The organism is Halorubrum californiense DSM 19288 (genome assembly GCF_000336875.1).
Classification (GTDB): Archaea; Halobacteriota; Halobacteria; order Halobacteriales; family Haloferacaceae; genus Halorubrum; species Halorubrum californiense.
Window position 1 is genome coordinate 1 of record NZ_AOJK01000044.1, and the last position, 25,014, is coordinate 25,014.

Consider the following 25,014-nt stretch of genomic DNA (forward strand, 5'->3'; position numbering starts at 1 on the left):
TGTGCCATCCTCGATCTCCACTGCTCGGCACACTGGCCTCACGACACACAAACTGGCCGTCGAGTCGCTCTTCGCAACACCGAGAAAATCGAGAGTCTCGCCGGTGACAAAGGCTATGACGACCAATCTCTCCGGGACGCCCTCCGTTCAGAGGGCGTCCGGCCCTTGCTGCGCCACCGATTGTTCGCTGCGTACGATCACGCCCACAACGCACGGTTGGACAGCGAATTATACGGCCAACGCTGGATGGCCGAGACTGCCTTNCCCTCGCGCTTGGTACCGCGAGTTCCGCGAACTCGTGGTGACCGCCACAGTCTACAACCTCGAACGGGCTCTCAAACAGTGATCCCCACGCCATCATCGGATTCAACAAAGCAGTGTGAACAGGTTTTGAATTCCTCGACTTCTGTACTGACCAGTCCGTTACCTGTTTCGTCTGCGTTGCCTTCCAGCACATCCTTTACCTCATCGCTCAGCTCATCATAGTAATTCTCGTACGCAGTCCCTCGTTCGGCGAGGATCCGATTAAATAGATATTCCTCATCCTGTGAGCCATACTCGTAGATTTTCTCAAACTCAATACCCGTTACGGCAGTAAAACCTTGCTTGAAGCGACTGCGCTGTTCATCCAGTTTATGATTGGTCTTGAGTTCGAATTCGACCCCGTCGACACCGTGAGTGAGTTCAATACGGAACTTGCCACCGTGGCGTATGTCTTTGAGGTATAGCTTGTTTACCTCAGAAATTCCGTCGAAAGAGACGAGGTTTTCGTCCCGAAGCGAGTGGATGTCTCTGTAGATTGACCGTTCATTCTTCACCCGTAATCTAGAGTTTTCGGGGAGTTCGGATTCTGCAAAGTCGACGCCTACTACACGGAACTCCTCATTATCCTCGACAAGGAGGTTCTCTACCTTGCCAACAATCGGTTCTTCTGCCGGTTCCGGTTGCCGCTCTTGGAGATCATCATCTGAGCGTAACCGCGTTACGACTTTCTTCCGATCCGACTGGCGACCTCGAACCTCGAATGAGTTTTCGTACTTCCGAACGACAACCGGTTTCGTCTGTAGATACCGTCGCGCGACAATTTCACCATCGTCTACCTCTTTTCCAATTGTAGGCTGCCCCGGCCACAGGAGATCAAACTCGTTGTTGATCGTCTCCTGTACGAGGTTCTCCTCGTCGTCAACCAAATCGAGTTCTGTTAAATGATCTGTACCGCTCTTGAACACCTCTCCTTCCTGATTCTGAATCCAGATATACTCCACATACACTTCGTTCAACAACCTTCTCGCGTCATCATCGTCTGCCGTCAGCACTCTTTGTTTGAATTCGCTGATGGAGTCATGTTTGTCCTCGATGACGCGTTTCTTTCGCCGAATAAATACTTCTAGAAGTGCGACTTCAATTTGTTCAAGACCCTCTGAATCTTCCTCTCTTTCATCTGCCTCACTCTGCGAATCACCCTCTGAAGTCGAATCCTCTTCTTCCTCGTTGTTCTGAACCAATTCTTGTGCTTCCTCGTAATCAACGTCGATCTTGTACCAAAATTCGGGTTGGTCGAAAACCAGCGGGGTTGTAGTTTGCTGAGACATGAAAATCTATTATTACTATATCCAGATATGCCAGTATAAAATAAATATCGGCTGATACACTAGTCGCATCAGTGGATAGTAGCGAAGTTAATAAATCGATGAACGTCACATCCACATACAGGCAGAATAACATGTTCGCTATTCTCTAATTACTCATGCAGGCAAAACAGACCCTTCCCGAAGCTGCAAAAAACACCATACAGAGCGAGTTCGACCGGGCAGAGTCGTCCGATCCAATTGTCCTTTGGTGGGACGATGGGAACTACCTCGAGGACATCATTGAGCAGGCCTGCGACGAACTCGGCGTTCACCTGAAAATTTCCGGGGAAACGCCGCTGGAACTCCGTGCCGACCCGGTCGACGGTGAACAGGTCTGGTACGTCCCACACGTCAAGGAACCCGAAGACACAGAGGGCGGCTTCGACTGGTTCCGCGATGTCGAACACACGGGCGGCGAAGTGGAGATGAGCATCGAAGACCTCACCGTCCACGCGTTCGAACGCGGACAACTCGATGCGTGGGAGCTAAAAACCGCGACGCGGGCGAACGACCCCACAAAGCGCCGCGAGATCGCGCGGATTCTCCACGACCAGCTCACCGGCGGCCAGCTCCCGACGCTCGAACAGCTCCGCACGCAGATTGTCACCGGCGGCTACACCGACCCGGTCGCGTTCGTGCTGGAGAACGGCTGGGGCGACATCGACGACAGCCCCGACACGATCGAGCAGATGCAGGACTTGCTGACCAGCGAGGGCGTCGACGCGGTCGCCAGCGAGGACGAACCGGTGGGGATCGTCGGGGCGACGCGTCGATGGGCCGTCGCCGAGTGGCTGATCCACGCCGGCGCCGACGCCAAACGCTTCCCGAGGGAGTTCCGCGCTGAGACGGCCGGCGACCACGACCTCCCCGAACTCAAGTCGCTGTTGAACAACACCACCTCGGCCAGCCTCCTCGCCGACCGCTACCTCGGCGAGGCGATCTGGCCCGACGTCGTCGCGGACGTCGACGACCCGTGGGAACTCGCGGACTGTATCGTCGACGCTGCCCTCGAACGTCGCCTCTGGGAGGAGTGGCACGCGTCCTTTGACGACGGCGACTACGAGGAGTGTCTCGAGCGCGCTGAGAAGCGGCACGACGCCCTCCTCGGAAGCGAGGACTTCCGCGGCACCTACCGAGGGGCCTTCGGCCCGGACAGCCCGTGGACGCGGACGTGGGAACAGGCTGCGGAGATCGCTCGGCTCGCGCACCAGCTCGAGACGTGGGACGAGAACGCGACCGACGACGTCGTCTCGCTTTACGCCGACCCGGACGATGGTACGTGGCAGATCGACAACGCGGTGCTCAACCTCGTCGTCGCCGGCGAGCCCGAATCCGACCTCCCCGACGATCATCCCGCTGCGCTCGACGACCTCCGGACGCAGCTCCAGTCGGAATACGTCGAGTACCTCGAAGACCTCGGTGACCTCGTCACCGATACCGTCGAAGCCGGCGCGCCGTTCGTCGACGAGGATCACTCCTACCAGTTCTTCACGAAGGAGTCCGACGGCCTCGAAAGCGGCCAGACGGTCGCCTTATTCGTCATCGACGCGCTCCGGCTCGACCTCGCCCGCCGGCTCGCGGACGAACTGCGCGACTACGTAGCGACGCTCCCATCTCATGCCCCCGAGTTCGCCGTCGACGAAGACGTCTGGCTCGGGACGCTTCCCTCGGAGACCGAGTTCGGGAAGGCCGCACTCACGCCGGGAGAGATCCAAATGTTCGACGTCTCGCTAGTCGACGGCGAGTTACAGCCCCTCCGAAACAACCGGCGCGTGACGACCAACCGCCGCGAGTCGCTGTTGAACGGCGACGGCTGGACGGTCACTCGCGAGGAGGACGACGGTTGGCAGTCGACGCGTGTCGCCTACTTCAAGAACGACATCGACGACATCGGCGAGAAGGAACTCAGCGATCTTGAGGCGATGCTGGCACGACGCGTCGACTCGCTCGCGGAGTTCATTGGTACGAAACTCGAACAGGGGGAGTGGGATCAAGCCTATGTGCTGACCGACCACGGATTCGTCCTGCTCCCGGACAACGCGTCGTCAGAGAGAATTTCGCGGCCGACAGAAGCGTCCGACTCTGGGCGCCGGTGGATCGCCGGGGAGGATGTGGACGGAGATTCGCCCGGCGTTCTACTCGACTCCAGCTCACGACTGGGGTATCTCGACGCCAACGTCAGCGTCCTTGCGAGCCCACTCAAGCGGTTCAGAAAGCAAGGCCTCGGTGACGCACGGTTCTACCACGGCGGACTGCTCCCACAGGAGTTCGTGCTTGATTTCATCAGCATCACGCAGGGCTAATTTCTCTCGAAACGTCTCATCTATGTCATCACAGGAAATAGAAGAAGCGACCACCGCAATTCGGAGTCACATCGTCGACTTCCTGACGACGCTCGACAACCAGATGGACGAACCGCGGCTCAGTGAGATCGTTGAGGCAGACGGCACACTTCAGAGCAAGAACCTTGGCCAAACGCCCGAGCGATGTGTCGAAGACGATCTCATCTGGCCGATTCTGGAGACGCTCGGCTACGAGTACACCCCCCGGCCGTACTATCCCGTTGGAGACAGCGATGAACAGCCGGACTTCCGCATCGACAATCTCTCTGAGACAGTAATCGGGGAGAACAAATCGGTCAACAACTTCGAAACTGCGAAGCGTGACATCGAGGGCTACCTCGACTCACGCCGATACGAGTACGGACTCTCGACTGACGGATTCCGTTGGGGAATGTACGCTGTCGAAACGGATGAACGCGGGCGAGCAGACCTCGTTACCGTCGTCGAAGAGCAGAATATCGCACCAGCGGTACGACGGATTGCCCGCAATCAAGGATTAGTCAGCTACACCGAAGAGTTGCAGGACAACAGTACCGTTGAAGGAGTGTTGGGAGACTTCTACCAGACGTTCAATCACTACGGTGTCCGGCGAGCTATTGGGGGACTGACCGAGTTTTACGACCTCTACTTGGAGGTGACCACCGGCAACGGTGAGTACCAGCATCTGGACTCGGCTCTCGTGGACGCAATTGAGGATCCCCCGGACGCCTCACAGTCAGAGGAACTGGCCTTCGCGGCACTACTGGTTGATCGGCTCGCCTTCGTGAAGCTGTTGGCTGACCGCGGTATCCTCGAGCGTGTCGCGCTCCACGCCCAATGGAGTGAACACAATCAGGGACTCAATCGGTTCCGTGGAAGCTTCTACTCTCAATACCTCCAGCCGTTGTTCTACGATGCCCTTTCGACCCCGCCACCGCAACGCGATGACGAACTCCCCGAGGTTTTCAGCGACGTACCGTATCTCGGCGGAGGATTGTTCGAACCGGTACTGCCGGCCGAGCGTGCCTTCGACATTCCAGATTCGGTAATGAAGCCAGTCCTCACACAATTCATCGAGAACGAAGAACGGACGTTGGTCAACGAAGCTGCCGAGGGTTCGATTCTGGAGACGTACACCGAGGAGTTTGAGAGTCGGGAGCTGGCTGGACAGATACCGCAGTATTACGCCGACATCGTAGATGTCTACCGAGCAGAGATTGAGTATGTTGAGTCGGAGATCGAACGTACCCTACGGTCGTTCGCCGGTACGGAGGGCCGATAGTGCGCGGACTGGCAATCTTGAAGACGGCGTGTAGTCTTGAAGCACATATCACTCGATGACGGACTCTATCCAATTCTCTCCAGGACAGCGGGTGATACTCAACGGAGCGCCGGCTGAAGTCATCAAAACCCAACGGGTCGGCGAGATCGAGTACCTAAGAGCATACATCGATGGCGAGGGTGCCAAGACGGTCTGTCTCGACGATGTCGAGATTCAGCCGCATCGATCCGGGATCGAGGAGCTGTCCAACCAGCGTATTGATGATCTTCATCCGGATCACGAAGCTGTGTCTGCACAGTGGTTCGACCTCCACACGCAGGCGACAAAACTCAAGCTCGCCCACGAGCAGGGACAACTCCTGAGCATCTCGAACTCGCTCGTTCGACTGGAGCCCTACCAGCTCGACGCCGTGAACTGGGTGATGCAGAAGCTTCGCCAGCGGGCGCTCATCGGCGATGACGTCGGGCTCGGGAAAACGATAGAGGCCGGTCTCATCCTGAAGGAACTCGCCGCTCGGAATCGCGCCGACCGTGTTCTGTTCGTCGTTCCCGCGCACCTCCAGAAGAAGTGGATTAGGGATATGGATCGCTTCTTCGACGTCGATCTCACCGTCGCCGACCGGGCCTGGGTCGAAGGCGAGCGTCGGCGGCTTGGCGAGGAGGCCAACATCTGGAACCAAGACCAGCAACAGCTCGTCACCAGCATGGCGTTCCTGCGACAGGACGAGTTCCGGCCCGCACTCCGGGACGCGTTCTGGGACGTCGTCGTGGTCGACGAGGCACACAAGACTGCAAAGCGGGGCGACTCGCCGAGCAAGACGGCAAACATGGTTGACACCGTCACGGGGAACTCCGACTCGCTGTTGCTACTCAGCGCGACACCGCACGACGGGAAGGGCGAGGCGTTCCGCTCACTCGTCGAGTACATCGACCCGTTCCTTGTCGCAGAGAACCGGGAACTCTCACAGGAGACAGTCGACCGTGTAATGATCCGTCGCGGGAAGACCGACATCTACGACGAGGATGGTGAACGCGTCTTCCCAGACCGCGAGGTCAACTCGGTCTCAGTCTCGATGACGCACGACGAGCGGCAGTTCTACCGGGCGGTCACCGACTACGTCAAAAACGTCTACAACCGCTCGGAGAAGCTGAACGAACCTGCGGTCGGGTTCGCGATGGCGCTTATGCAGAAACGGCTGGTGAGCAGCGTTGGCGCGATTCACGCCACGCTCCGTCGACGGCTCGACGACCTCCTCGAGGAGGAGGCGGAAACTGATGGCCTCTCCGAGGAAGCACGAGCCTACCTCGATGGCGAGGATCTAGACGAGGACGACAAGCAACACGCGGAGGACGAAATCGCCGGCCTGACCGTCACCAGCACCGACGAACAGCTCCAAAAAGAGATCGATACGCTCCGCGATCTTGTCTCGCTGGCGGAGGATTTGCCGGTCGACTCCAAGGCCCAGAAGGTCAGGCGGTTCATCTCCCAACTACTTGAGGAGCAACCAGACGAGAAGCTTCTGTTGTTCACGGAGTACCGAGACACGCTCGACTACCTCCTCGAGTACGTGCAGGATGAGCCGTGGGCTGACGAGATTCTCGTCATTCACGGCGACGTAGACAAGGAGGAACGGACGCGGATCGAAGACGAGTTCAATCACGGCCAGTCGCGGCTCCTCTTCGCGACCGACGCAGCGAGTGAGGGGATTGACCTCCAGCACAGCTGCCACATTATGGCGAACTACGAACTGCCCTGGAACCCGAACCGGCTCGAACAGCGGATCGGGCGCATCCACCGCTACGGACAGGAGGAGGAGGTCAAGGTCTGGAACTTCCTCTTCGATGACACTCGCGAGAGCGAGATCTTCGAGATGCTCCAAACCAAGGTCGAGGAGATTCGCTCCCAGCTCGGGAACACGGCGGACGTGCTGGGCATCCTCGACGACATCGACGTGGACTCGCTCATCATGGAGTCCATCGAGAACGACGAACCGCCGAGTGCGACCAAAGAGGAACTCGAGGAGATGATCGAAGAGCGTCAGCGAACGCTTGAGGAGTGGTACGAGCGGAGCCTCGTCGATACGAGCACGTTCGACGCGGAGAGCCGCCGGCAGATTCAGGAAGTCGTCGACGAGTCGGAGGACGTCTACGGAAGCGAGGGAGACATCCGCGAATTCTTCGAGCGAGCAGTCGAAGCCTTCGGCGGAGAATTCGAGAAGCGCGGCACCAACCTCTATCAAGCCGAACTACCGGACGGGATCAATTCGCCCGGCCAAGACGAGACGTTCGGCCCGTTCACGTTCGACCGCGACTTCGCGATGGACCACGAGGACATCATCTACCTCGCTCCCGATACGGATGTCCTACAGCGGCTTATGACACGCGTGTTGGAGGATGAGCGCGGCGAAGTCGGGCTCAAACTCCTTCCGTTCGTCGACACACCGGGGATCACCTACAACTATCGCGTGGCGTTCGAGGACGGCACCGGCGACGTGATTCGCGAGGAAACGATCCCCGTCTTCGTTGAAGCTGCGCAAAAGGACGCCCAGCAGGCGCTCGGTGAACGTGTGGTCGAGGGCGACTCGGTAGCAGCAAAGCCAGACGTCGACGACCTTCGGACGATTCTCGACGCTCAGTCCGACTTACGGACGGCCGCCGATCGCTATGTGAGCGTACGAGTCAACGAGATCAAGAACCATCTTCAGGAGAAGCGTCATGAGGAGACCGCTCGGGAGCTGGATAATCTCGAGGAATATGCACAGGCGGAACGAGAACGGATCGAGTCCTTCATTGAGGAGTACGAGCGCAAATCCGACGCAGGCTCGGATATGGACATCGCGATCCGTGGCCAACAGGAGCGTCTTGAACAGCTCGAAGAACGAATCGAGACACGTCGCCGTGAATTAGAGCGCCGAGAACGGATTATCTCACTGGCGCCCGAGGTTGAGAACTACTGTTTGACTCTCCCATTATGAGTATGTATGGAGCTTTAGCTAGTGCCGATTCAAACGTGAATAGATAGATTCCTGCAGTACAGTGTCTCCAATCTAATCCTGGCAGTTCAGGTTTGACACGCCAATAGAGCAACTCTGATATCCCATTCCCTGACAAAACTGTCTCGCCAAGAGTGAAGTGAGATGGACCTCTTGTTGGGTAGTATTCGATGAATAATACGCTTCTAACTGGTTCCCAACATTCACATTTAGAACAAGCTGCTTTTGAACGGGCGGACCAGATGGCTGATGATTCTCTTGGCTCTGTCCTGTATATAACGCGGAACGACGCTCGGCGGAGTATGGTCGAGGACAGCTGGGCCGCTTCGCACAAATCTCTCCGTCTTCGTGCCGAGACGCTTGATGCGGTCGTTCGAGAGTGGTACGAAGATCTCCAGGGCCCGGTCCAACCCCTCACCGGGCAGTTGAATCGCCGGCTCGCGGAGTACGCACTCGACCGAACAACAGCCGAGACAGATGGCGCTCTCGCCGGCGAACCCGCCTCCGCCGCTCTCGCGGATTCGTTTAGTAGTCGTTTCTCGCTCTTCGACGACGCCGGCGTTGGGACTGCTGACGCGCTCGCAGCGGAATTCGAGGGCTCTGCTCTCGATGACCGTATTGCGACAGCGACCGTCGACGCCTACCGCCACTACCGGGACCTCCACGGCGACTACGTCGACGAGTGGGTCTGTACCCGGGGAGAGATGTTCGACGCCGTTGCGACGACGGAGAAGTCACTCTCGGCCCTCTCTCCGGAACTGGACGCCGTCGTCCTATCGGGGTATCACGAGTTCCGTCCTGTCGAACGCCGCCTCATTGAACGTCTCGTCGACGAACTCCCGGTGATCGCGCTGCTGCCGCTCCACCAAGATGGTCGGAGCGGAGTCGACACTGTTGCGGAGGACGCCTTGGAGGTCTACGAAGCACTTGACTTTGAGAGAGTGGAACTCGAGCCCGTCAACGAGTCCGGGCGGGCCTTCGGTACGATCACCGAGTCACTCTACCGTCCGGATCCTGACACCGTCCCTGTTCCAGACGGCCTTCGGTGGCGGGAACTCCCGACACCCGAGCGCGAGATTCGCTTCGTCGCTCGCGAGCTCCGAACCGAGTTGGCCGGTGGGCGCGATCCCGACGACCTTGCTGTCGTCGTCCCGGGGACGGAGGCCTATTCGGGGTACGTTGAGGACACGTTCGATACGTTCGACATTCCGCACGTCACGACTGCCGTCTCACAGCTGAACCGGACGTTCACCGGGAGCGTCGTTCACGATCTGCTGAATCTAGCCGAACCAGATCCGCGGGCCGAGGACCTTACGTCTCTGTTAGCGAATCCGCTGGTCGACATCGTCGACACCGACCAGGCCAACGCCGTCACGGCAGCTGCTCGTCGGCGCGACACCGTTTCTGTGTCGCCCCTGCTCGACGACGTCGACGGCGAGGTCGCCTCACTGGTCGAAGAGCTGCTGGCCACGCTGGAGACCCTCCGAACGGGCGACATCGAGGACGCAACCGAGACGCTCCGACGGCTGATGGACGACCGCTTCGACTTGGAGGCGGCGACGGAGGACTACGCCAGCGGCGCCGAGCAAGCCGTCGAACAGCGGGCCTACGATATTGTGGACGAGGTCCTCTCCTCGTTCGAGTCGCTGGCGGCGGTCAATAGTGATCTCTCTCCGTTGGCACTGTTCACCCGTGCGTTCGACGGTGTGCCGATCCGGGTTCCGCAGCGCGCCGCCGGTGGTCACGTCGAAGTGATGGGGTTGCTCGACGCCCGGATGCGTTCGTTCGAGAAGGTGTTCCTCGTGGGCCTGACTAGTGAGCACTTCCCGGTGACGCCGGAACGCCCGGCCTTCTTCGAGGAGATGACTGACGCCCACCCACGATTCGACACCGGCGACGAGCGCCTCCGTGGCCGCTATCTCTTCGCGACGCTCATCGCGAACGTCGACGAGCTCACGATAACTACACCGGAGACAGGCGACGACGAATCCGCCGTCGTCCGGTCGCCGGTCCTCGACGAACTCCAGCGCGTGACCGGCATCGAACCCGAAGACGGCGTCGACGACCGCGTGGGCTCCCGCGAAGACCTCCAGCGGCGCGTCGCTGCAACGGACGACCGGCGTGGGGCAGTCAGCCGCGCCGGCGACCGAGGTGACCTCTCCCCCGAGCAGACCAAGCGCACTGATCGAGGACTCCACTGTGCGGACAACAGGGGAACGGCTGGCCTCTCCGAACACGATGGCGTGTTAGAACCCGAGACAGTCGATGAGGTATACCCTCCGTCGGAGCGGGAACCCTACAGCGCGAGTCGAATCGAGCGATACGTCGAGTGTGGGTTCAAGTTCTACGCCGACAAGGTACTCGGAATCGAGGACCCCGACGACGTCGAAGTTGTCCCCACGCCGCTTGAAACCGGGTCGTACGTCCACGATGTCCTCGAACGATTCTTCGCGGATCTGCAGGACGAGACGGAGGATGGTGTCGATCTCACGGACTTCGACCGGGACGACCTGGCGACACACCTTCGCGAGATCGCTGTCGAGGAACTCGGGGATGCTGACTTCGAGTACGACGGCCTGTTCTACGAACGCTGGAAGGCGGAGTTGTTCGCGGGCCTCACTGACGATAAGACCGCGCCGTACGAGGCCGGGAGCAAACCCCACAACGCGCCGGAACGAGGATTGCTCGCCACGTTCCTCGACAACGAACTCTCACGGGACGGCGTCGCTCGCCCACACCTGTTCGAAGCCCCATTCGGCGAGGGACTTCCCGATTCGGATGCTGGGCCGTTCACAGTTGAGCGACCGGACGGCTCGACCGTCTCGATTCGCGGGTACATCGACCGCGTTGACGTGAGCCGGGACGGTGAGCAACCGACGCTCACGCTGTACGACTACAAGACTGGTCGAGCACCGTATATGACGAAGACGACCGGCGGCACGAAGTTCCAGCTCCCTATCTATCTACTCGCTGCCGCCGAGGTTGTCGACGGTGACCTATTCGAGCAGGGCTCGCTCTCAGCGACGTACTACCAGGTGCGACCTCCCAACGACCTCAAGGTTCCACGCGGGGTCGAGTCGAAATTCGATTCAGAGGTCGACCTTCGTCGCTTCCTGAATGACGTCGTTCCGGAGTGGCTGGGACAGATCGACGAGGCGATCGCCAACGGACGGTTCCATACGACGCTCCTGTCGGCCCGTGGTGCGAACTGCCGATACTGTGACTACCGACGGGCGTGCGATGTCCGCCACCACCGCAAGCGGGAGTTCGTCGACGAGGTTCACGAGGACGATGGTGCGTACGTCCCGCTCCGTGTTCGCGACGACGAGGACATCGAGGCGGTGATGAGCGATGACTGAGGACCCCGAGGAGATTCAGCTCACGGAGGAACAGGAGGACGCGCTCGTCCAAGGCCGGAACGTCGCGATCACTGCCGGTGCTGGGACGGGGAAGACGACAACGCTCACCGAGCGATACGTGACGATCCTGGCCGAAAACCCGTCGCTCACGCCGGAGAACATCGTCACGATCACCTTCACGCGAAAGGCTGCTGCCGAACTGACCGAGCGCGTTCGGGAGGAGGTGTACGACCGGCTCAATGCTGTCGACTCACCAGAGGCCTACAACCGCTGGCGAAACGTCCTTGACGACCTGGAGGACGGCTACGTCCACACCATTCACGCGTTCTGTACGCGGCTCTTGCGAGAACGGGCCGTCGAGGCTCCGGTCCCGCTCGGCTTCGACGTGCTCGACGAAGACGGCGCCGCGACACTCCAGCGCGAAGTCGTGACGGAGTTCCTCGAACGCAATCAGGACGATGACGATGTTGCGCTCCTTGCCCAGCTCTGGGGTCGCGACCAGTTGGTCGATGTACTCGCTGGATTACTCGATGAGCGCCCCCAGAGCGAGTCCGTCCTCGATGAATGGCGTGACGCCGAGGTCGACGACTACGTAGACGTCTGCTGGGAGGTCGTCTGTGATCTCGACGTCGCCGACGCTAGACAGACGCTGTATGCGGAGGGACTCCTTGAACAGCTACGCACGGTCGCGGGCCGCGTCGACCGCGAGAGCGCCATCGTCGACGAGCACGGTCGTCGGGCCTACCGGACCCTCACCGAGGTCGCGACGACCCTCTCTGCCGACCCCCAGGAAAGCGACCCTCGCGACTGCCAGCGGGCAATCCTCGAACTCTACGAGGCCTGCGAAAAGAAGAACGGCGGCCTGTACAGCAGTTCCGGGTACGTCGTCGGTGACCGGGACGACTGGGGTGAGTACGGTGACGTCTACGACGATCTAAAGGACGCCATCGACGCGGTCATCGCGGCCGTCGAACCGCACGCGGATGCAGTCGAGACGACGCCGGGGGAACTGGAAGCGAATAGCGCTCACTACGCGCTCGCCCTGATGCGAGTCTTCGACGATGTCCTCGCAGCCTACACTGCCGAGAAGGACCGCCGTGATACGCTCGATTTTCCTGACGTGATCGAGACGACGCTCCAGTTCTTGCGAGCTAACGATGCGGTCACGGAGCGGCTTCAAGAACAGTTTGCGGCCGTGATGGTCGATGAGTTCCAGGATACGGACCCGCGCCAGTGGGAGCTAGTCAAACTCCTCACGGGCGTCGACGAGGGGACGGCGTCGAACGTCTTCCTGGTCGGCGACGAGAAACAGAGTATCTACGGGTTCCGTGGCGCCGATGTGACGACGTTTGGGGATGCACGCAGAGAACTCCAGACCGTTAACGAAGCCCGTGGTGTCGACGATGTCCCCGACAGCGAGGCCGAGAGTCCGACCGCGCTCGAACTCTCCGGGAACTTCCGGACACTGGACGAGCCGCTATCGTTCCTGAACGAGCTCTTCGAGTACTTGTTCCAGCCGGAGGCTGATAGCCACGAACCGTACGAAGCACCACCGCAGGAGTTGACCACGCAGCGCGATCGTGTCGAAGACATCGAGGGCCTGACCGGGAGCGTCGAGTATCTCGCTGTTCCCGACGACGCTGACACGGCGGCAGAGCTCTTCGGCGACGACCACCCGGTCGCCGAAGGCGCGCTCGACCACACCATCGAGGCCGAGGCGCAAGCGCTCGCTGCTCGATTGACCCACCTATTCGACGATCCGCCGCAAGTCCAAGACACTGACACAGGGGATCATCGTGAGGCCACCCCCGACGACACGGCAATCCTCCTCCGCCGGCGAACCCATCTCGACCGGTATCAGCGCGCCCTCGAGGAACACGACATTCCCTACACTGTCGTTGGTGGTGTCGGGTTCTACGACACGCCCGAGGTCCAGGCGCTCACGAACCTGCTTCGGGTACTCGGTGACCCACAGGACGACGTCTCCCTCTATGGGGTGCTTCGGTCGCCGCTGTTCGGATTCGCGGATGATCGCCTTGCGCCGGCGGTCGCAGAGGCCGATTCAGTGTGGGAGGCGCTCGCCGAGACGGACGATCCACAGCTCGCGGACGCGTTTGACCTTCTCACAACGTGGCGGACCCTCAGCGGGTGTGCGACGCCGTCCGAAAACGGCGTCCTCCCGTGGAACCGCCTGCTATCCCGAGTGATCGACGACACCGGGTATCTGGCGAGCGTGAGTGCTGACGAACGCGGTCGACAAGCCGTTGCGAACGTCGAGAAGTTCCGTGACCAGGTCCGCACCTGGAGCGAGAACGGGGTTCATACCGCTGCGGGGTTGCTCCACCGGATCGACCGTCAAGCCGAGATCGACCCCCGTGAGGGGGAAGCAGATATTCCGGGTGACGCCGAGGGCGTTCGGATTATGACGATCCATTCAGCGAAGGGACTCGAGTTCCCGATCGTCACTGTTCCCGATCTCGGGAGTGACCTCAACTTCGGTCGCTCCGTGGACGACCACGGGTACGTTCGACTCGTGGACGGAACTGATGACGCCCCTCCGGTGCCGGCGGTCGGTGGACCGGATCCGGGCGATGCGTTCTCGATCGAGAAGACTGCCGTCCACGAGTACGCTGACCGACAGTCCCGTCCACAGGAGCGGGCGGAGTCGAAGCGGCTCCTCTACGTTGCGTGTACACGAACACGGGATCACCTCCTTCTCTGCGGCACACACGACATCGACGTCGACGAGGCCGGTGCAATCAAACTCGGCGAGCCTGCTGCTTTCGACGATGTAGACCGGTGGCGCGACTGGGTACAGCCAGCCCTCCTCGACGGAACCCTCGTCGCCGAGGCGATTCGGGATGGCCAGGCCCGTGGCGAGATGGATGGGGCCACTTATACCGTTCGCAGGCCGCCGCGCCCAGTAGACTGGCACTCCGAAGATGACGCTGTTGATCCAGCACCGGAGATATCGATTCCGTCACCGCCGTCGCTAGCGCCGGCGAAACGGATCGCGGCCACGACGCTCGTGAATGCGGTGGCAGACGCGTCTACAAACGGTCACAGTTACTCTCAACGAAAAGAGTCGGCGGGTCTGAGCCCTACGACGTTCGGGACGGTCGTCCACCGGATCAACGAACTCCGACCACCGAGAGATGAGTGGCCCACCCTGATCCACCGTTTGAGTAGGATGACCGGTGAGGAGCCGACTGAAGCAGACCTCCGTGAAGCTGTCAACCACGCTGCTGATGCAGTCGAATTTGTGGACCGCATCGAGTCCGATGTCCAGCTTCAGGAAGTTCACGACGAGTACTCTGTTGTCGCCCGAATCGATGAGTCGCGGATTGTCGGTGATATCGACCGCCTGCTCGTTATGCCGGATGCCTTCCACATTATTGACTACAAGACCAACGACCTCTCAGCTACGACGTCGGATGAGCTCGCGGCACACTATCGACCGCAGATGCTCGCATACGCTCTCGCACTCCTCCAACACGACCGGACTCGTGACGTACGAGCTTCACTCCGGTTTACTGACAAAGGGGTAGAGGAACGGTTCAATTGGGATTCGGAGCAGATGACGGAAATCGAATCTGAACTACGCTCGATGTGCTGTGTTGAATAGATGCTGAGTCACGGTTACAGCGGTTCACACAGTGGTTCTATGTTGGTGATGGCGAACATCAAGACGATTTCACGGNTTTCACGGAACTGCCGATACCAGCCCAGCGCTCGCACGGCATCGCCGAGCGAGCGCTTGGTTGTCGAGTACGATGTTTCGGCCATCCACCGCTGAGAGTAGCCCTTTGTCCGGTTGAGCGCGTTGTTCGCGGCTGCTTTGGCTGACGACCCGCGGTAGTGAACAAGGTACTCAACGTCATGTGCGGCGATTTCGTACTCGGTATGCCAGTCTTGGAAGCCGTTGTCGGCGGCGACGGACTGCAGGTCGTCCGCGTTTCNCCTGCGGTCCGGTCTTCGTATCATGCTTCCACCGAGCTGCGATGTGAACATCAAGAACAGCCAGCGATTCCACATCAGTCAATGTCGTCACTTTTAGGGTCTGTATCGTCTGTCCTGCTCGCTGGCGAAAGTACGAGGACGCACGTCGCCGATCGAAGAACGTGCTGTCGAGAGCGGCGTGGCCAGACTGCGGGTGCTGCTGCGCGGAAACGCGCAGCAGCGCCCGCCNGTGCTGTCGAGAGCGGCGTGGCCAGACTGCGGGTGCTGCTGCGCGGAAACGCGCAGCAGCGCCCGCCACACCCACATTTTCAGCCGATCAAACGATTTGTAGATCGTGCTGTAGTCTGGGAGATCGTCTCGATCTAAGCCGAGGACGTTACGAACCTCGGACATGTACTTCAGCCGATTCGGCGTTTCACGGTAGCTGTGGCCGTCTTCGAGCCGAAAACAGTGTAGCACAACGTGTTTCCAGCGGGCAANGATCGACTTCCATGGACAGAATCGATTTCCTCGGCTTCGTCCTTCTACTCCGCGATAATAGCCGATTAGATCGCTATTCAACACAGCAGCTCGATGGTGGATTTGGTAGATTAAGATTCCTTCTCGACAACTTGCTCACTTCGAGATAGCTTTGGAGGGCCCACTAGTGATGGGTACGAAACGAACAGAACGAACAAAACGAGCGAAACGAATGGAGTGAGAAGAACGAACGAATTTCATTCAACGAGCGGAACGAACAGTTGGTTTTAACATCGTAGTAATCCTTTCACCGAGTGAAACGCCCTCACCGAACGCACCGAACAAAACGAGCGAAACGAACGAAACGAACACAACGAGAGAAACGAGGATAATGACCGATACCAATACCGCACGAATCACGGTGGCGAATCAGAAGGGAGGCGCGGGGAAGACAACCGACGTCATTCACACTGGCGGCGCACTGTCCGCCCGAGGCCACGAGGTCCTCCTGGTCGATATCGACTACCACGGGGGGCTCACCTGTTCGCTGGGCTACGACGACCTGTACTACGATACCGACCGCACGACGCTGTTCGATGTTCTCGACTTCGACCAGATGGAGTCGGTGAACGACATCATCGTCGAGCACGAGGAATTCGACATCCTCCCCGCGAGCGAGAAGCTCGCGAACAACAAAAACATCCAGACGCTGCTTGAGGCGCCGAAGAGTCGCGAGCGGTTGGAGATGACTCTCGACGAACTCGAGAAGGACTACGACTACATCATCGTCGACACGCCGCCATCCCTGAACGTCCTCACCGACAACGCCCTCGTCGCGACCGGCAACGTCGTAATCCCCGTCATTCCCGAGAAGCTCAACGCCAACAGCCTCCAGATTTTCGCGAAGCAGCTGAGCTCTCTCGAACAGGCGTACGGAGACATCAATCGGCTCGCCATCGTCTGTAACCGTGTCGAGCAGAACGCCGAACACCGCGACACCATCGAGGAGATCAAGTCGGCGTACTCTCTCCCCGTGTTCGAGATCCCGAAGCGGACTGACCTCTCCCAGTCGATTGGTGAGGGGGTGTCCGTCTTCGGCTTCGGCAAGGAGAACCAGCGGGTCGAGGATGCACGCGACCTGTTCAACGAGATCGCCGACCTGTTCGATGAGACGTTTGAGAAGACCGCACCTGAGGAGGTGAGAGCATGAGCGACGGCTGGGGTGATGCTTCCGGCATCGAGGGCAACTACAAAGAGGAGGACGATGAGACAGATTCCGGCGAAACGACTGAGGTGAGTGAAACGGTGGAAACCAGTTCATCGACCGAAACGACCAAATCGACTTCAACGAGTGAAACGAACGAAACGAGCAAAACGAAGACGAACATCAAAGACGAGTGGAACGGGCGAACGATCTACATTCCCGACGATGTCCTCGACGAGATGGAGGATACCTATCTCGAGTCCCAGCTGAAGCTCCGCAAGGCGGGGCAGGACGAGTTCAAGAAGAACCGCCACTTCTACCCGCTACTCGTCCAGTTCGGTGTAGAAGCGCTCTCTGATGCGGATGCTGAGGAAATTCAGGCTCGGCTATCGGAACTCGGAGACGAATGACCTCGCGGAGAGCGAGGGCCGACTGAAGTTGAGACTGGCCAACTCAATGCATACGCCATCAGAAGGGGTCTGCTACATCTCCCAGCCGAAGGTCCCTATGAATTTGAAACTTGCTTATAGCACGAATCTAACTGTTGACAAAACGATCAAATAAAAACAATCTCCGGCACAAAGATAGAATAAGCATACGGGCAGAAAATGCCTTCGTGGACTGCCCGACGTCATAGCTAGACTGTTCACTCGCGTCGCTGTGTGTGAACACCTTTCGGCGTCACAGTAACCGAGATCGCTTCGATTGTAAAGGTGATTTCAAAGTCGTTATCCAGCGAATTAACAACTCGTTCCAGTGCTTCCGGATCAACATACTGGTGCAACGGGGTACTGTCCAAGTCCACATCGTGTTCTTCCAGCGCTTCGCAGAGTTCTATTACCATATTTCGATCTGAGGGTGGGCGATACGCTGCGGTCATACTCTTGGGTCTCCTCCATTGTTTTCTCCAACTCGTTCATAGCTAGCAGACCCAGCACCGCTGACGCCAGTTATTTCGAAGCGAGCACCGCCGGCCTCACTCTCGGTAACCTGGATGCTCCACCCGTGAGCACCGACGATCTGGTCGACGATGCTCAAACCGAACCCGGTCCCTGCGTCCGCCGTCGAATACCCGGCATCGAAGATCTGACCGCGATCCTCTTCGGGGATTCCAGGTCCGTCATCTGCTACATAGAACCCGTCGTCCAGTTCGCCGACCGTCACCGTGACATCCGGGCCGCCGTGTTCGATCGCGTTTCGCATCAGGTTCTCGAACACCTGTTTCAGCCGGCTCTGATCCCCCTGGATCGAGGTTCCACTATTGATCTCGACGACGAGAGAGGCGCTCGTTATTTCGACAGTGGCCCAACAGTTCTCGACCAGTGCCGCAAGCTTGATGGACTCGAAATCAGTAATCGTTTCTCCCTGTCGAGCCAGCGTCAGGAGATCGTCGATCAGCGCCCCCATTCGATCGAGGGCACCCTCGACGTGCGATAGCTCCTCACTCTCACACTCGTCTTTGGCAAGCTGAAGCCGTCCTTCAGCTACATTGAGTGGATTACGAAGATCGTGGGAGACGACGCTTGCGAACTCTTCGAGGCGGTCATTCTGGTGTTGTAGCTCTTGGGTACGTTCTTTCCGGTCGGTAACGTCTCGCTGCGTGCCAAGATACCGGATGAGATCGCCATCGGCGTCGTACACCGGCGCGACTCTCAGTTCGTTCCAGAACGGGGTTCCGTCCTTCCGGTAGTTGCGGATTTCAACGGTGATCGGCTCTTCGTTGTCGATCGCCTCCCCCAACCGAGCTACAGTGGCAGGATCGGTGTCCTCACCCTGTAGGAACCGACAGTTCCGTCCAAGCGCCTCGGCCTTTGTATATCCCGTGAGGTCTTCGAACGGCTCGTTGACGTACACCATCGGGTTGTCCTCTTTGTGCGGATCGGTCAGGGTGAGTGGCGCGTGGGCATTGTCGATCGCTGTCTGGAGGATCCCTAACTTGCGCTCGGTAGCGCGTTGCTCAGTGATGTCGTTATTGACCGCAACGAAGTGGGTTGTTTCTCCCGACTCGTCGGTCACCGGAGCGATCGTCTGGTCGATGACGAACCGTTCGCCGTCTTTGTGTTCGTTGACCACCTCGTTACGCCAGACGTCGCCGTCGAGAATGGTTTGCCACAGGTCTTCGTAGAACGCTTGCTCGTGTTCTCCCGACTGGAGAATAGCTGGGGTCTCTCCGATCGCTTCCTCGGCTGTGTATCCGGTTATCTCCTCGAAGGCTGGGTTAACGCAGTCGATGATGCCGTCAGTATCTGTACAATAAATTGCGTGGCCCGAGGATTCGACGGCACGCTGGAACTTTCGGAGTTGCTGTTCGCGTTCTTTGCGCTCGGTGACGTCGGTTATGAAGCCAACGACCCGGGTGACTTCGCCGTCGTCAGTACGGATCGGCTTTCCTTGGACGTATACCCACCGTTGGTAGTCCTCGCTTTCGTTAACTCGATGTTCAATTTCAACGGTCTGCCCGTTCCGAAGCCGTTCGACGGCCTTCGCCACATGCCGTCGATCTTCGGGGTGAGTTGCGTCGAGAAAGGCCAATGGATCGTCGTGGAGTCGGTCTATGTGGATGCCGTAGAGTTCCTCGAAAGCGGAGTTGATGAATATCACGTCGTCCATATCCGCTGTGAAAATCCAGAGTATGTTCGTAGTCTCCTCGGCGAGTTCTACGAGCCAGCGTTCGATCTTGCTGGCGCGTTGTTCCGACCGACGCTGAGCAACGGCGTTGTCGATCCGGTTAGCCAGGAGTTCGTACTGTTCTGTCCCAGTCCCTTTTTGTAGGTAGTCGGTCACTCCTTTCGAGATAGCCTTGCTTGCGACTTCTTCAGACCCTTTGCCAGTATACAAAATAAACGGGATATCAGGATGTACCTCGCGCACCTGTTCGAGAAACTCGATACCGTTGAGACCGGGCATATCGTAGTCGGAGACAATGCAATCAATGTCGTTCGTTTCGAGATAGTCGAGCGCTTCTTTGGCATCGAGTTTGCTGTGAATCGACAACAGACCGTGATTCTTTTCGAGCAACGTGGCAGACAGATCTAAGATGCTCTCGTCGTCGTCAACGTGGAGGACGTCGATTCTCCCAGGCGTAGTAATTTGGCTCGTGTTCAGCAAGAGGTCGAAATCATTGCTTTGTGCTAGAGGTTGCTGTCGTTGATGAGCTGGTGGTCGTTCTGAACCTTCCATGTCTGTTTGTCACTCCGTAGTCAGTTGCTGTACCGTCTCACTAGTATAGTCGATACGACTGGTGAGTTCTCGGAAGATTCCGAATGCGACGGGACCATCAGGAAGTGATACCCTTCCGACGCTGATTTCGACCTGGACTTGCTCCCCGTCGCCTGTTATCATATAGATGGGCGCTCCATCGGGGAGATATCGTCTCATTCCTTCCGATTGAACGTGTTCTTGAAACAGTTCATGATATAGCTCAGATTTGTCTGAAGGATGGAGGTCTGATTGGTGGTGGCCGACTATCTCTTGACGCGACCTGTCGAGAGTTGTTTCGGCAGCCGCGTTCGCATTGATAATCTCACCGGTTTCAATGTCTGCGATAAACACTGGATCAGGAGCCGCCTCAAGCAGTGTTTTGTACCGCTGTTTCAGTGCCGTTAGCTCCTGTTTGCGTTCTTCACGTTCAGTGACGTCGCGCAGGACTGAAAGATGTTCGCCGGGCACAATATTTGATTTGGCAGCGTACTCTACGATTCTCTCGGATCCGTCTGGGCGCATGATCCGAACCGTTCCCTGTTGTTCGTCTGCAGTGCGAAACTGTTGCCACTCCTCTTCGAAACCAACGTCCTCGGGTATGAAATCGGCAATCGTGCGTCCGAGTAATTTTTCTTCGGGCACGCCAAACAAGTCGGTTGCGCTGTCGTTCACCTTGATATATCGTCCGTCGTCGTCAGCGATAACCATCGCGTCGACCGCTTCATCGAAGGCCGATTTGTACTTGTCTCGCGACCGCGAGAGTTCTGTCAGCTGTTGTTGTATGCCTAACCCGGACTGTCGAGGAATTGTTATCGTCATTGTTGTTCCGCCTTCGGTAACTTCTGCTGTGAGGGAACCGTCGTGACTGGTGACGATCCAACGGGCCAACGATATCCCCAATCCGGAGCCATGGGCGAGTGGCGTCTCCTCACCCGTCGTAAGGACTTGGCATTCGTTTTCTGGGAGTCCGGGACCGTCGTCGTCGATTCGAATTTCGGCAGCGTTTGGAGCTCCATCGATAGCAACGGTGACAGTCGGAGTGTCTCCACTGTGTTTGACAGCGTTCTTCACGAGTTCTTCGACAGCGCGGTCGAAATTCTGTAGGACATCCACATGGAGTTTCTCGTCGTGTTCGATGGAGATGGACGCTTCTGGATAGTCCTGTTCGATATCGTGTACAATCCTCTGTATGAACTCCCCTAGCTCCGCCTGGCGCCATTCAGAACCGCCGGTTACGGTCTGTTCTAGTTCACGGGCCTTCTGACCCATCTCGATGAGATCATCGATATGGTCAAGGGTGGTCTGAATGGTTGAGACATTTTCAATCTGCTCGTTGAGAAGTTCTGTGTATCCTCGGATGACAGAGATGTCATTACGAAGGTTGTGTCGGAGGACACGGTTCAACACGCTAGCGAGGTTGGTTTGGTTCGTGAGTTTGGCTTCAACGCGGTCGCGGACGAGTTCACGTTCGAGCAACCCGGCCAGATGTTCGGCAAACCATGTCTCCACATCACTGAATGGGTCGGAGCGGGGCTCCTCAGCGGCAAAACAGACCGTTTCGTATAGGCTTTCGTTGCTGATAAGTGGTATCCCGAGGTACGTACCCTGTTTGCGGGCTTGGGGTTTCGGGTCGTCAGCCCGCCCCAGAGAGGGGGCATCGTAAAGCGCGTAGTGAGTCTCTGTTGTGATGGTTTCGCGACAGTGTGTGTTTTGAAGTGGACAACGTAGCCCGACGGGGAACTCTTCGGTGTCGGTTGTGATGGCTACCTCCCAATCGCCCATTTCGCTGTCAATCCGGGTGATGTATCCGTACTCCAGACCGAGATACTCTGCGCCAACTTCCAGCACCTCACGGGCTTTTTTGTCAAACGGGATTTCCTTCCGTATGATAGAGTACAGTCGCTGTCTGGTTTCTGTCGCTGGAACACTAATATCTGCCATCTATCGATTACCCACCTCATTCGGATAGACCCTGACCGTAGGCAGTCGCCATTGATCGAGAAGGTGGCCAGTTTGTTGTTGCCCAATCAAACCGGCCCACCCCTGTCAGACCGCCATTCGACGGACATATGGCCGTCATCCGCGTGAACAGTCTCAGATGTCCCGCTCAGCGCCCCTACAGTCATTGGAATGTCATTTCTTGGGTCGGCCTGGGCTCTGAACCCAGAAAGTTGGTCGTAGAGATTACCTGGAAGCTGTGACAGGCTTCCTCTGCTTTGTGAAATTTCCAGGCAGTGAACTATTCTCCTCCCTGATTGTTCAGATGATTTATTAGTATCTACCGCCGATTGCTTACCCACACTCGATACTTCGTCCACCATCGCGGCCAGTTCTTTCCTCAGAGGCTTTTTGTAGCCGATGTGTGCCTCCGTTGCTGACAACCCGATCATTAGTGACTGATTGTGGGAGATGATCACACCGTGAGTTCCTCTGGGTCCAGCCAGATCAGAAATCCGTCATCATCCTGTTTCACAACCCCTCGGAACATCGGCGAATTGGCGAGTCTCTCAGCTTCGAGTGTTTCGATTGGAATCTTATCCACAGCAGAGACACTTGAAACCAACCAGCCGAGTGCTCCATCACTGTCGACGAGTTTCTCATCAAGCATCATGATCCGATGCGTTTCTTCACCGCCATCGGTGACGATATCTTCGGGATTGAGCGACTCTCCTTCGAGCAAGACCAGCGGATTGACAATCGTCGTCGTCTGGCCACGCAGATCCATCACCCCCTCAACGTGGGCAGGCGTGTCAGGGATCGTAGTCATATCTCCGCTGTCAATAATCTCGGTTACATACTCAAGCTCGATACAATACGACTGGTCTGCGATGCCGAAAGTGAGTACCTGCGTGCTCTCGTCGGCGTGTTGCTCTGAGTGGTTCTGTATTCCGTTCATCTCTCTTCTGACCCCACATTAGCGGCGATTTGTAGTGGTTCGAGCATATTAATCCGAGAGCGATGCCGATTGGTCGGTATCGACTTTGAATTCGCTTGTCTTTTCTTCAAGCGTTTCAGCACGCGCACTCAGCGCCTGTGCCATTTCAGCGACCTCGTCCATGGCTGTAGACTGTTGATCGATACCTGAGGCGACTTCTTGCATTGAGGCCGTAATCTCTTCAGTCGCCGCAGTAGTGTCTTCGACAACAGAACTGACTTCCTCGGCATTTTCTGCCTGGCTCTCGACTGCGTCACTTGCTTCAGCAACTCCCTGACTGGTTTCTTCGATCCCCGTTTCAATTTGATTAAGTATATCTACCACTGCTTCGACTGCAGCCACTCCACTGGTGATTTCGTCGTTGACTGTTTCGTATCGTTCAGTAACCGCTGCTGTTTCTTCCCGCGCCTCGTCAATAATCTGTGTAATATTTGCGGTCGATTCTTGAGATTCATTAGCTAAACTTTTTATTTCGTTTGCAACCACCGCAAACCCATCACCAGATTCGTCGGATCGGGCGGCCTCGATATTCGCGTTAAGTGCCAGAAGGTTCGTTTGTTCTGCAATATCTTCGATCACTTCGATGATTTCCCCCACATTTTCCATCTGGGATTCTAACGAATCGATGGCTGCTTCAATCTCATTCATCGCTTCGACAGCTTCCTCGATTTGAGCGATTGCATCCGAAACATCAGACACTCCGTCGCCTGCGAGAGAGGCCGCTTCTTCAGACTGTGAGTCGATCTGCTGCAGGGTGGCTGTTATTTCCTCGATCGATGAAGAGAGTTCGGTCACATTCTCAGAAGCCACCTCCGCTTTCTGTGCCAGATCCTCCGCACCTTCCGTCACTTCAGTGCTAGATGCGCTAATCTGTTCGATGGACGATGTGACCTCCTCGCTCGTCCCGCCGAGTTCCTGGCTGGTCTCCGCTATGTCGTCCGACAGCGACTGTAGTTCGTCAACAAGGTCTTGGATACTGTTGACGGCATAACCGAGTTCACGGTTCATCTCGGTGAACTCGTTGTACACCGTCTGAATTTCGTCGAAGTCCGCATTTGGCTCTGGGACAGTTGGATCGATTGTGAGGTCTCCACGGCCTACTCTGCTGATTTTGTCCTGTAGGTCGTCAAGCACTCGTTGCTGATAGTCTTCGAGGGCTTCCTTCCGGTTTTGTTCTTTCCCCCTCTCTGATACATCGCGATTCAGCTCAAGGACACCAACGAGTCGATCTTGCCCGTCGTATATCGGAGTTGCCGTCCGTTCACTGACTATCTCAGTACCATTAATTTTGATGGCTGTGTTGAATCGCTGTAAGGCGTAGAGATTCACTGTTTGACGAAGCGTTTGATGTTATAGACGACACACATCAGCGCGATCTCGCGNGGCTGTGTTGAATCGCTGTAAGGCGTAGAGATTCACTGTTTGACGAAGCGTTTGATGTTATAGACGACACACATCAGCGCGATCTCGCGGAATTCACGGAACCATGACCGCGCTCGCACGGCGAAGCCGAGCGAGCGCTTGACAGCCGAGTTCACAGTTTCAGTCATCGAGCGCTGATTGTAGCGATTATCGTCGATTCTCGCGTTGTGCGCGTGGTCGTACGGAGCAAAGATGCGGTGCTTGATCAGCGGTCTGATCCCGAGCTCACGCAGACCTTCGCGGAGCGA

General features: G+C 57.6%; 14 protein-coding genes and 2 pseudogenes. 8 read left to right on the forward strand and 8 right to left on the reverse strand.

Going from position 1 to position 25,014, the window contains the following annotated elements; translation table 11 throughout:
* Positions 1–346: pseudogene (locus tag C463_RS19650) on the forward strand (transposase); the annotation flags it as partial.
* On the opposite strand, the gene C463_RS09555 reads toward C463_RS19650, so the two are convergent.
* Positions 336–1,592 (reverse strand): hypothetical protein, encoded by a 1,257-nt coding sequence (locus tag C463_RS09555; RefSeq protein WP_049905770.1) that lies wholly within the window; start codon positions 1,590–1,592, stop codon positions 336–338. The pseudogene C463_RS19650 and the gene C463_RS09555 overlap by 11 nt on opposite strands.
* A 155-nt stretch (positions 1,593–1,747) precedes the next feature.
* Between C463_RS09555 and pglZ the strand changes: the two genes are divergently transcribed.
* From pglZ to C463_RS09580, 5 genes are all read left to right on the forward strand, one after another.
* Entirely contained in the window at positions 1,748–3,934 is a 2,187-nt protein-coding gene (gene pglZ, locus C463_RS09560) for a BREX-5 system phosphatase PglZ (RefSeq protein ID WP_008443147.1), read from the forward strand.
* Positions 3,935–3,956: 22 nt separating this feature from the next.
* The gene (locus C463_RS09565) at positions 3,957–5,234 is read left to right on the forward strand and encodes a hypothetical protein (RefSeq protein WP_008443149.1); all 1,278 of its coding nucleotides are present in this window, start codon (positions 3,957–3,959) and stop codon (positions 5,232–5,234) included.
* A 55-nt stretch (positions 5,235–5,289) separates the two neighbouring features.
* The gene (locus tag C463_RS09570) at positions 5,290–8,208 is read left to right on the forward strand and encodes a helicase-related protein (RefSeq protein ID WP_049905771.1); all 2,919 of its coding nucleotides are present in this window, start codon (positions 5,290–5,292) and stop codon (positions 8,206–8,208) included.
* A 320-nt stretch (positions 8,209–8,528) separates the two neighbouring features.
* Positions 8,529–11,585 (forward strand): PD-(D/E)XK nuclease family protein, encoded by a 3,057-nt coding sequence (locus C463_RS09575; protein ID WP_008443153.1) that lies wholly within the window; start codon positions 8,529–8,531, stop codon positions 11,583–11,585.
* On the forward strand, positions 11,578–15,210 hold the full coding sequence (locus C463_RS09580) for a UvrD-helicase domain-containing protein (protein WP_008443155.1): 3,633 nt from the start codon (positions 11,578–11,580) through the stop codon (positions 15,208–15,210). Before C463_RS09575 ends, C463_RS09580 begins: the two co-directional genes overlap by 8 nt.
* A 14-nt stretch (positions 15,211–15,224) precedes the next feature.
* Here the strand turns inward: C463_RS09580 and C463_RS09585 are convergent.
* Positions 15,225–16,022 (reverse strand): annotated as a pseudogene (locus tag C463_RS09585) (transposase); the annotation flags it as partial.
* A 373-nt stretch (positions 16,023–16,395) separates the two neighbouring features.
* On the opposite strand from C463_RS09585, the gene C463_RS09590 reads away from it, so the two are divergent.
* Both C463_RS09590 and C463_RS09595 read left to right on the forward strand, forming a co-directional pair.
* A complete protein-coding gene (locus C463_RS09590) occupies positions 16,396–17,214 on the forward strand; it encodes a ParA family protein (protein ID WP_049905772.1) in 819 nt (272 codons plus the stop codon).
* The gene (locus C463_RS09595; protein ID WP_008443160.1) at positions 17,211–17,618 is read left to right on the forward strand and encodes a hypothetical protein; all 408 of its coding nucleotides are present in this window, start codon (positions 17,211–17,213) and stop codon (positions 17,616–17,618) included. Before C463_RS09590 ends, C463_RS09595 begins: the two co-directional genes overlap by 4 nt.
* 236 nt (positions 17,619–17,854) lie before the next feature.
* Here C463_RS09595 and C463_RS18605 read toward each other — a convergent pair whose 3' ends face one another.
* The 6 genes from C463_RS18605 to C463_RS09620 form a co-directional block, all read right to left on the reverse strand.
* The gene (locus C463_RS18605; RefSeq protein ID WP_152422389.1) at positions 17,855–18,088 is read right to left on the reverse strand and encodes a HalOD1 output domain-containing protein; all 234 of its coding nucleotides are present in this window, start codon (positions 18,086–18,088) and stop codon (positions 17,855–17,857) included.
* Positions 18,085–20,316: a PAS domain S-box protein gene (locus C463_RS09600; protein WP_008443170.1), complete on the reverse strand. Its 2,232-nt coding sequence runs from the start codon at positions 20,314–20,316 to the stop codon at positions 18,085–18,087. The genes C463_RS18605 and C463_RS09600 overlap by 4 nt, the downstream gene beginning before the upstream one ends.
* Positions 20,317–20,397: 81 nt before the next feature.
* Positions 20,398–22,350, reverse strand: coding sequence for a PAS domain S-box protein (locus C463_RS09605; RefSeq protein ID WP_008443172.1), 1,953 nt, complete (start codon positions 22,348–22,350; stop codon positions 20,398–20,400).
* A 472-nt stretch (positions 22,351–22,822) separates the two neighbouring features.
* Complete coding sequence (locus C463_RS09610) at positions 22,823–23,305, reverse strand: chemotaxis protein CheW (protein ID WP_008443183.1); 483 nt, start codon at positions 23,303–23,305, stop codon at positions 22,823–22,825.
* Positions 23,306–23,353: 48 nt separating this feature from the next.
* On the reverse strand, positions 23,354–24,673 hold the full coding sequence (locus C463_RS09615; RefSeq protein WP_049905773.1) for a methyl-accepting chemotaxis protein: 1,320 nt from the start codon (positions 24,671–24,673) through the stop codon (positions 23,354–23,356).
* Positions 24,674–24,759: 86 nt separating this feature from the next.
* The coding region (locus C463_RS09620) for an IS5/IS1182 family transposase (RefSeq protein ID WP_008443185.1) at positions 24,760–25,014 on the reverse strand (255 nt) is incomplete at its 5' end.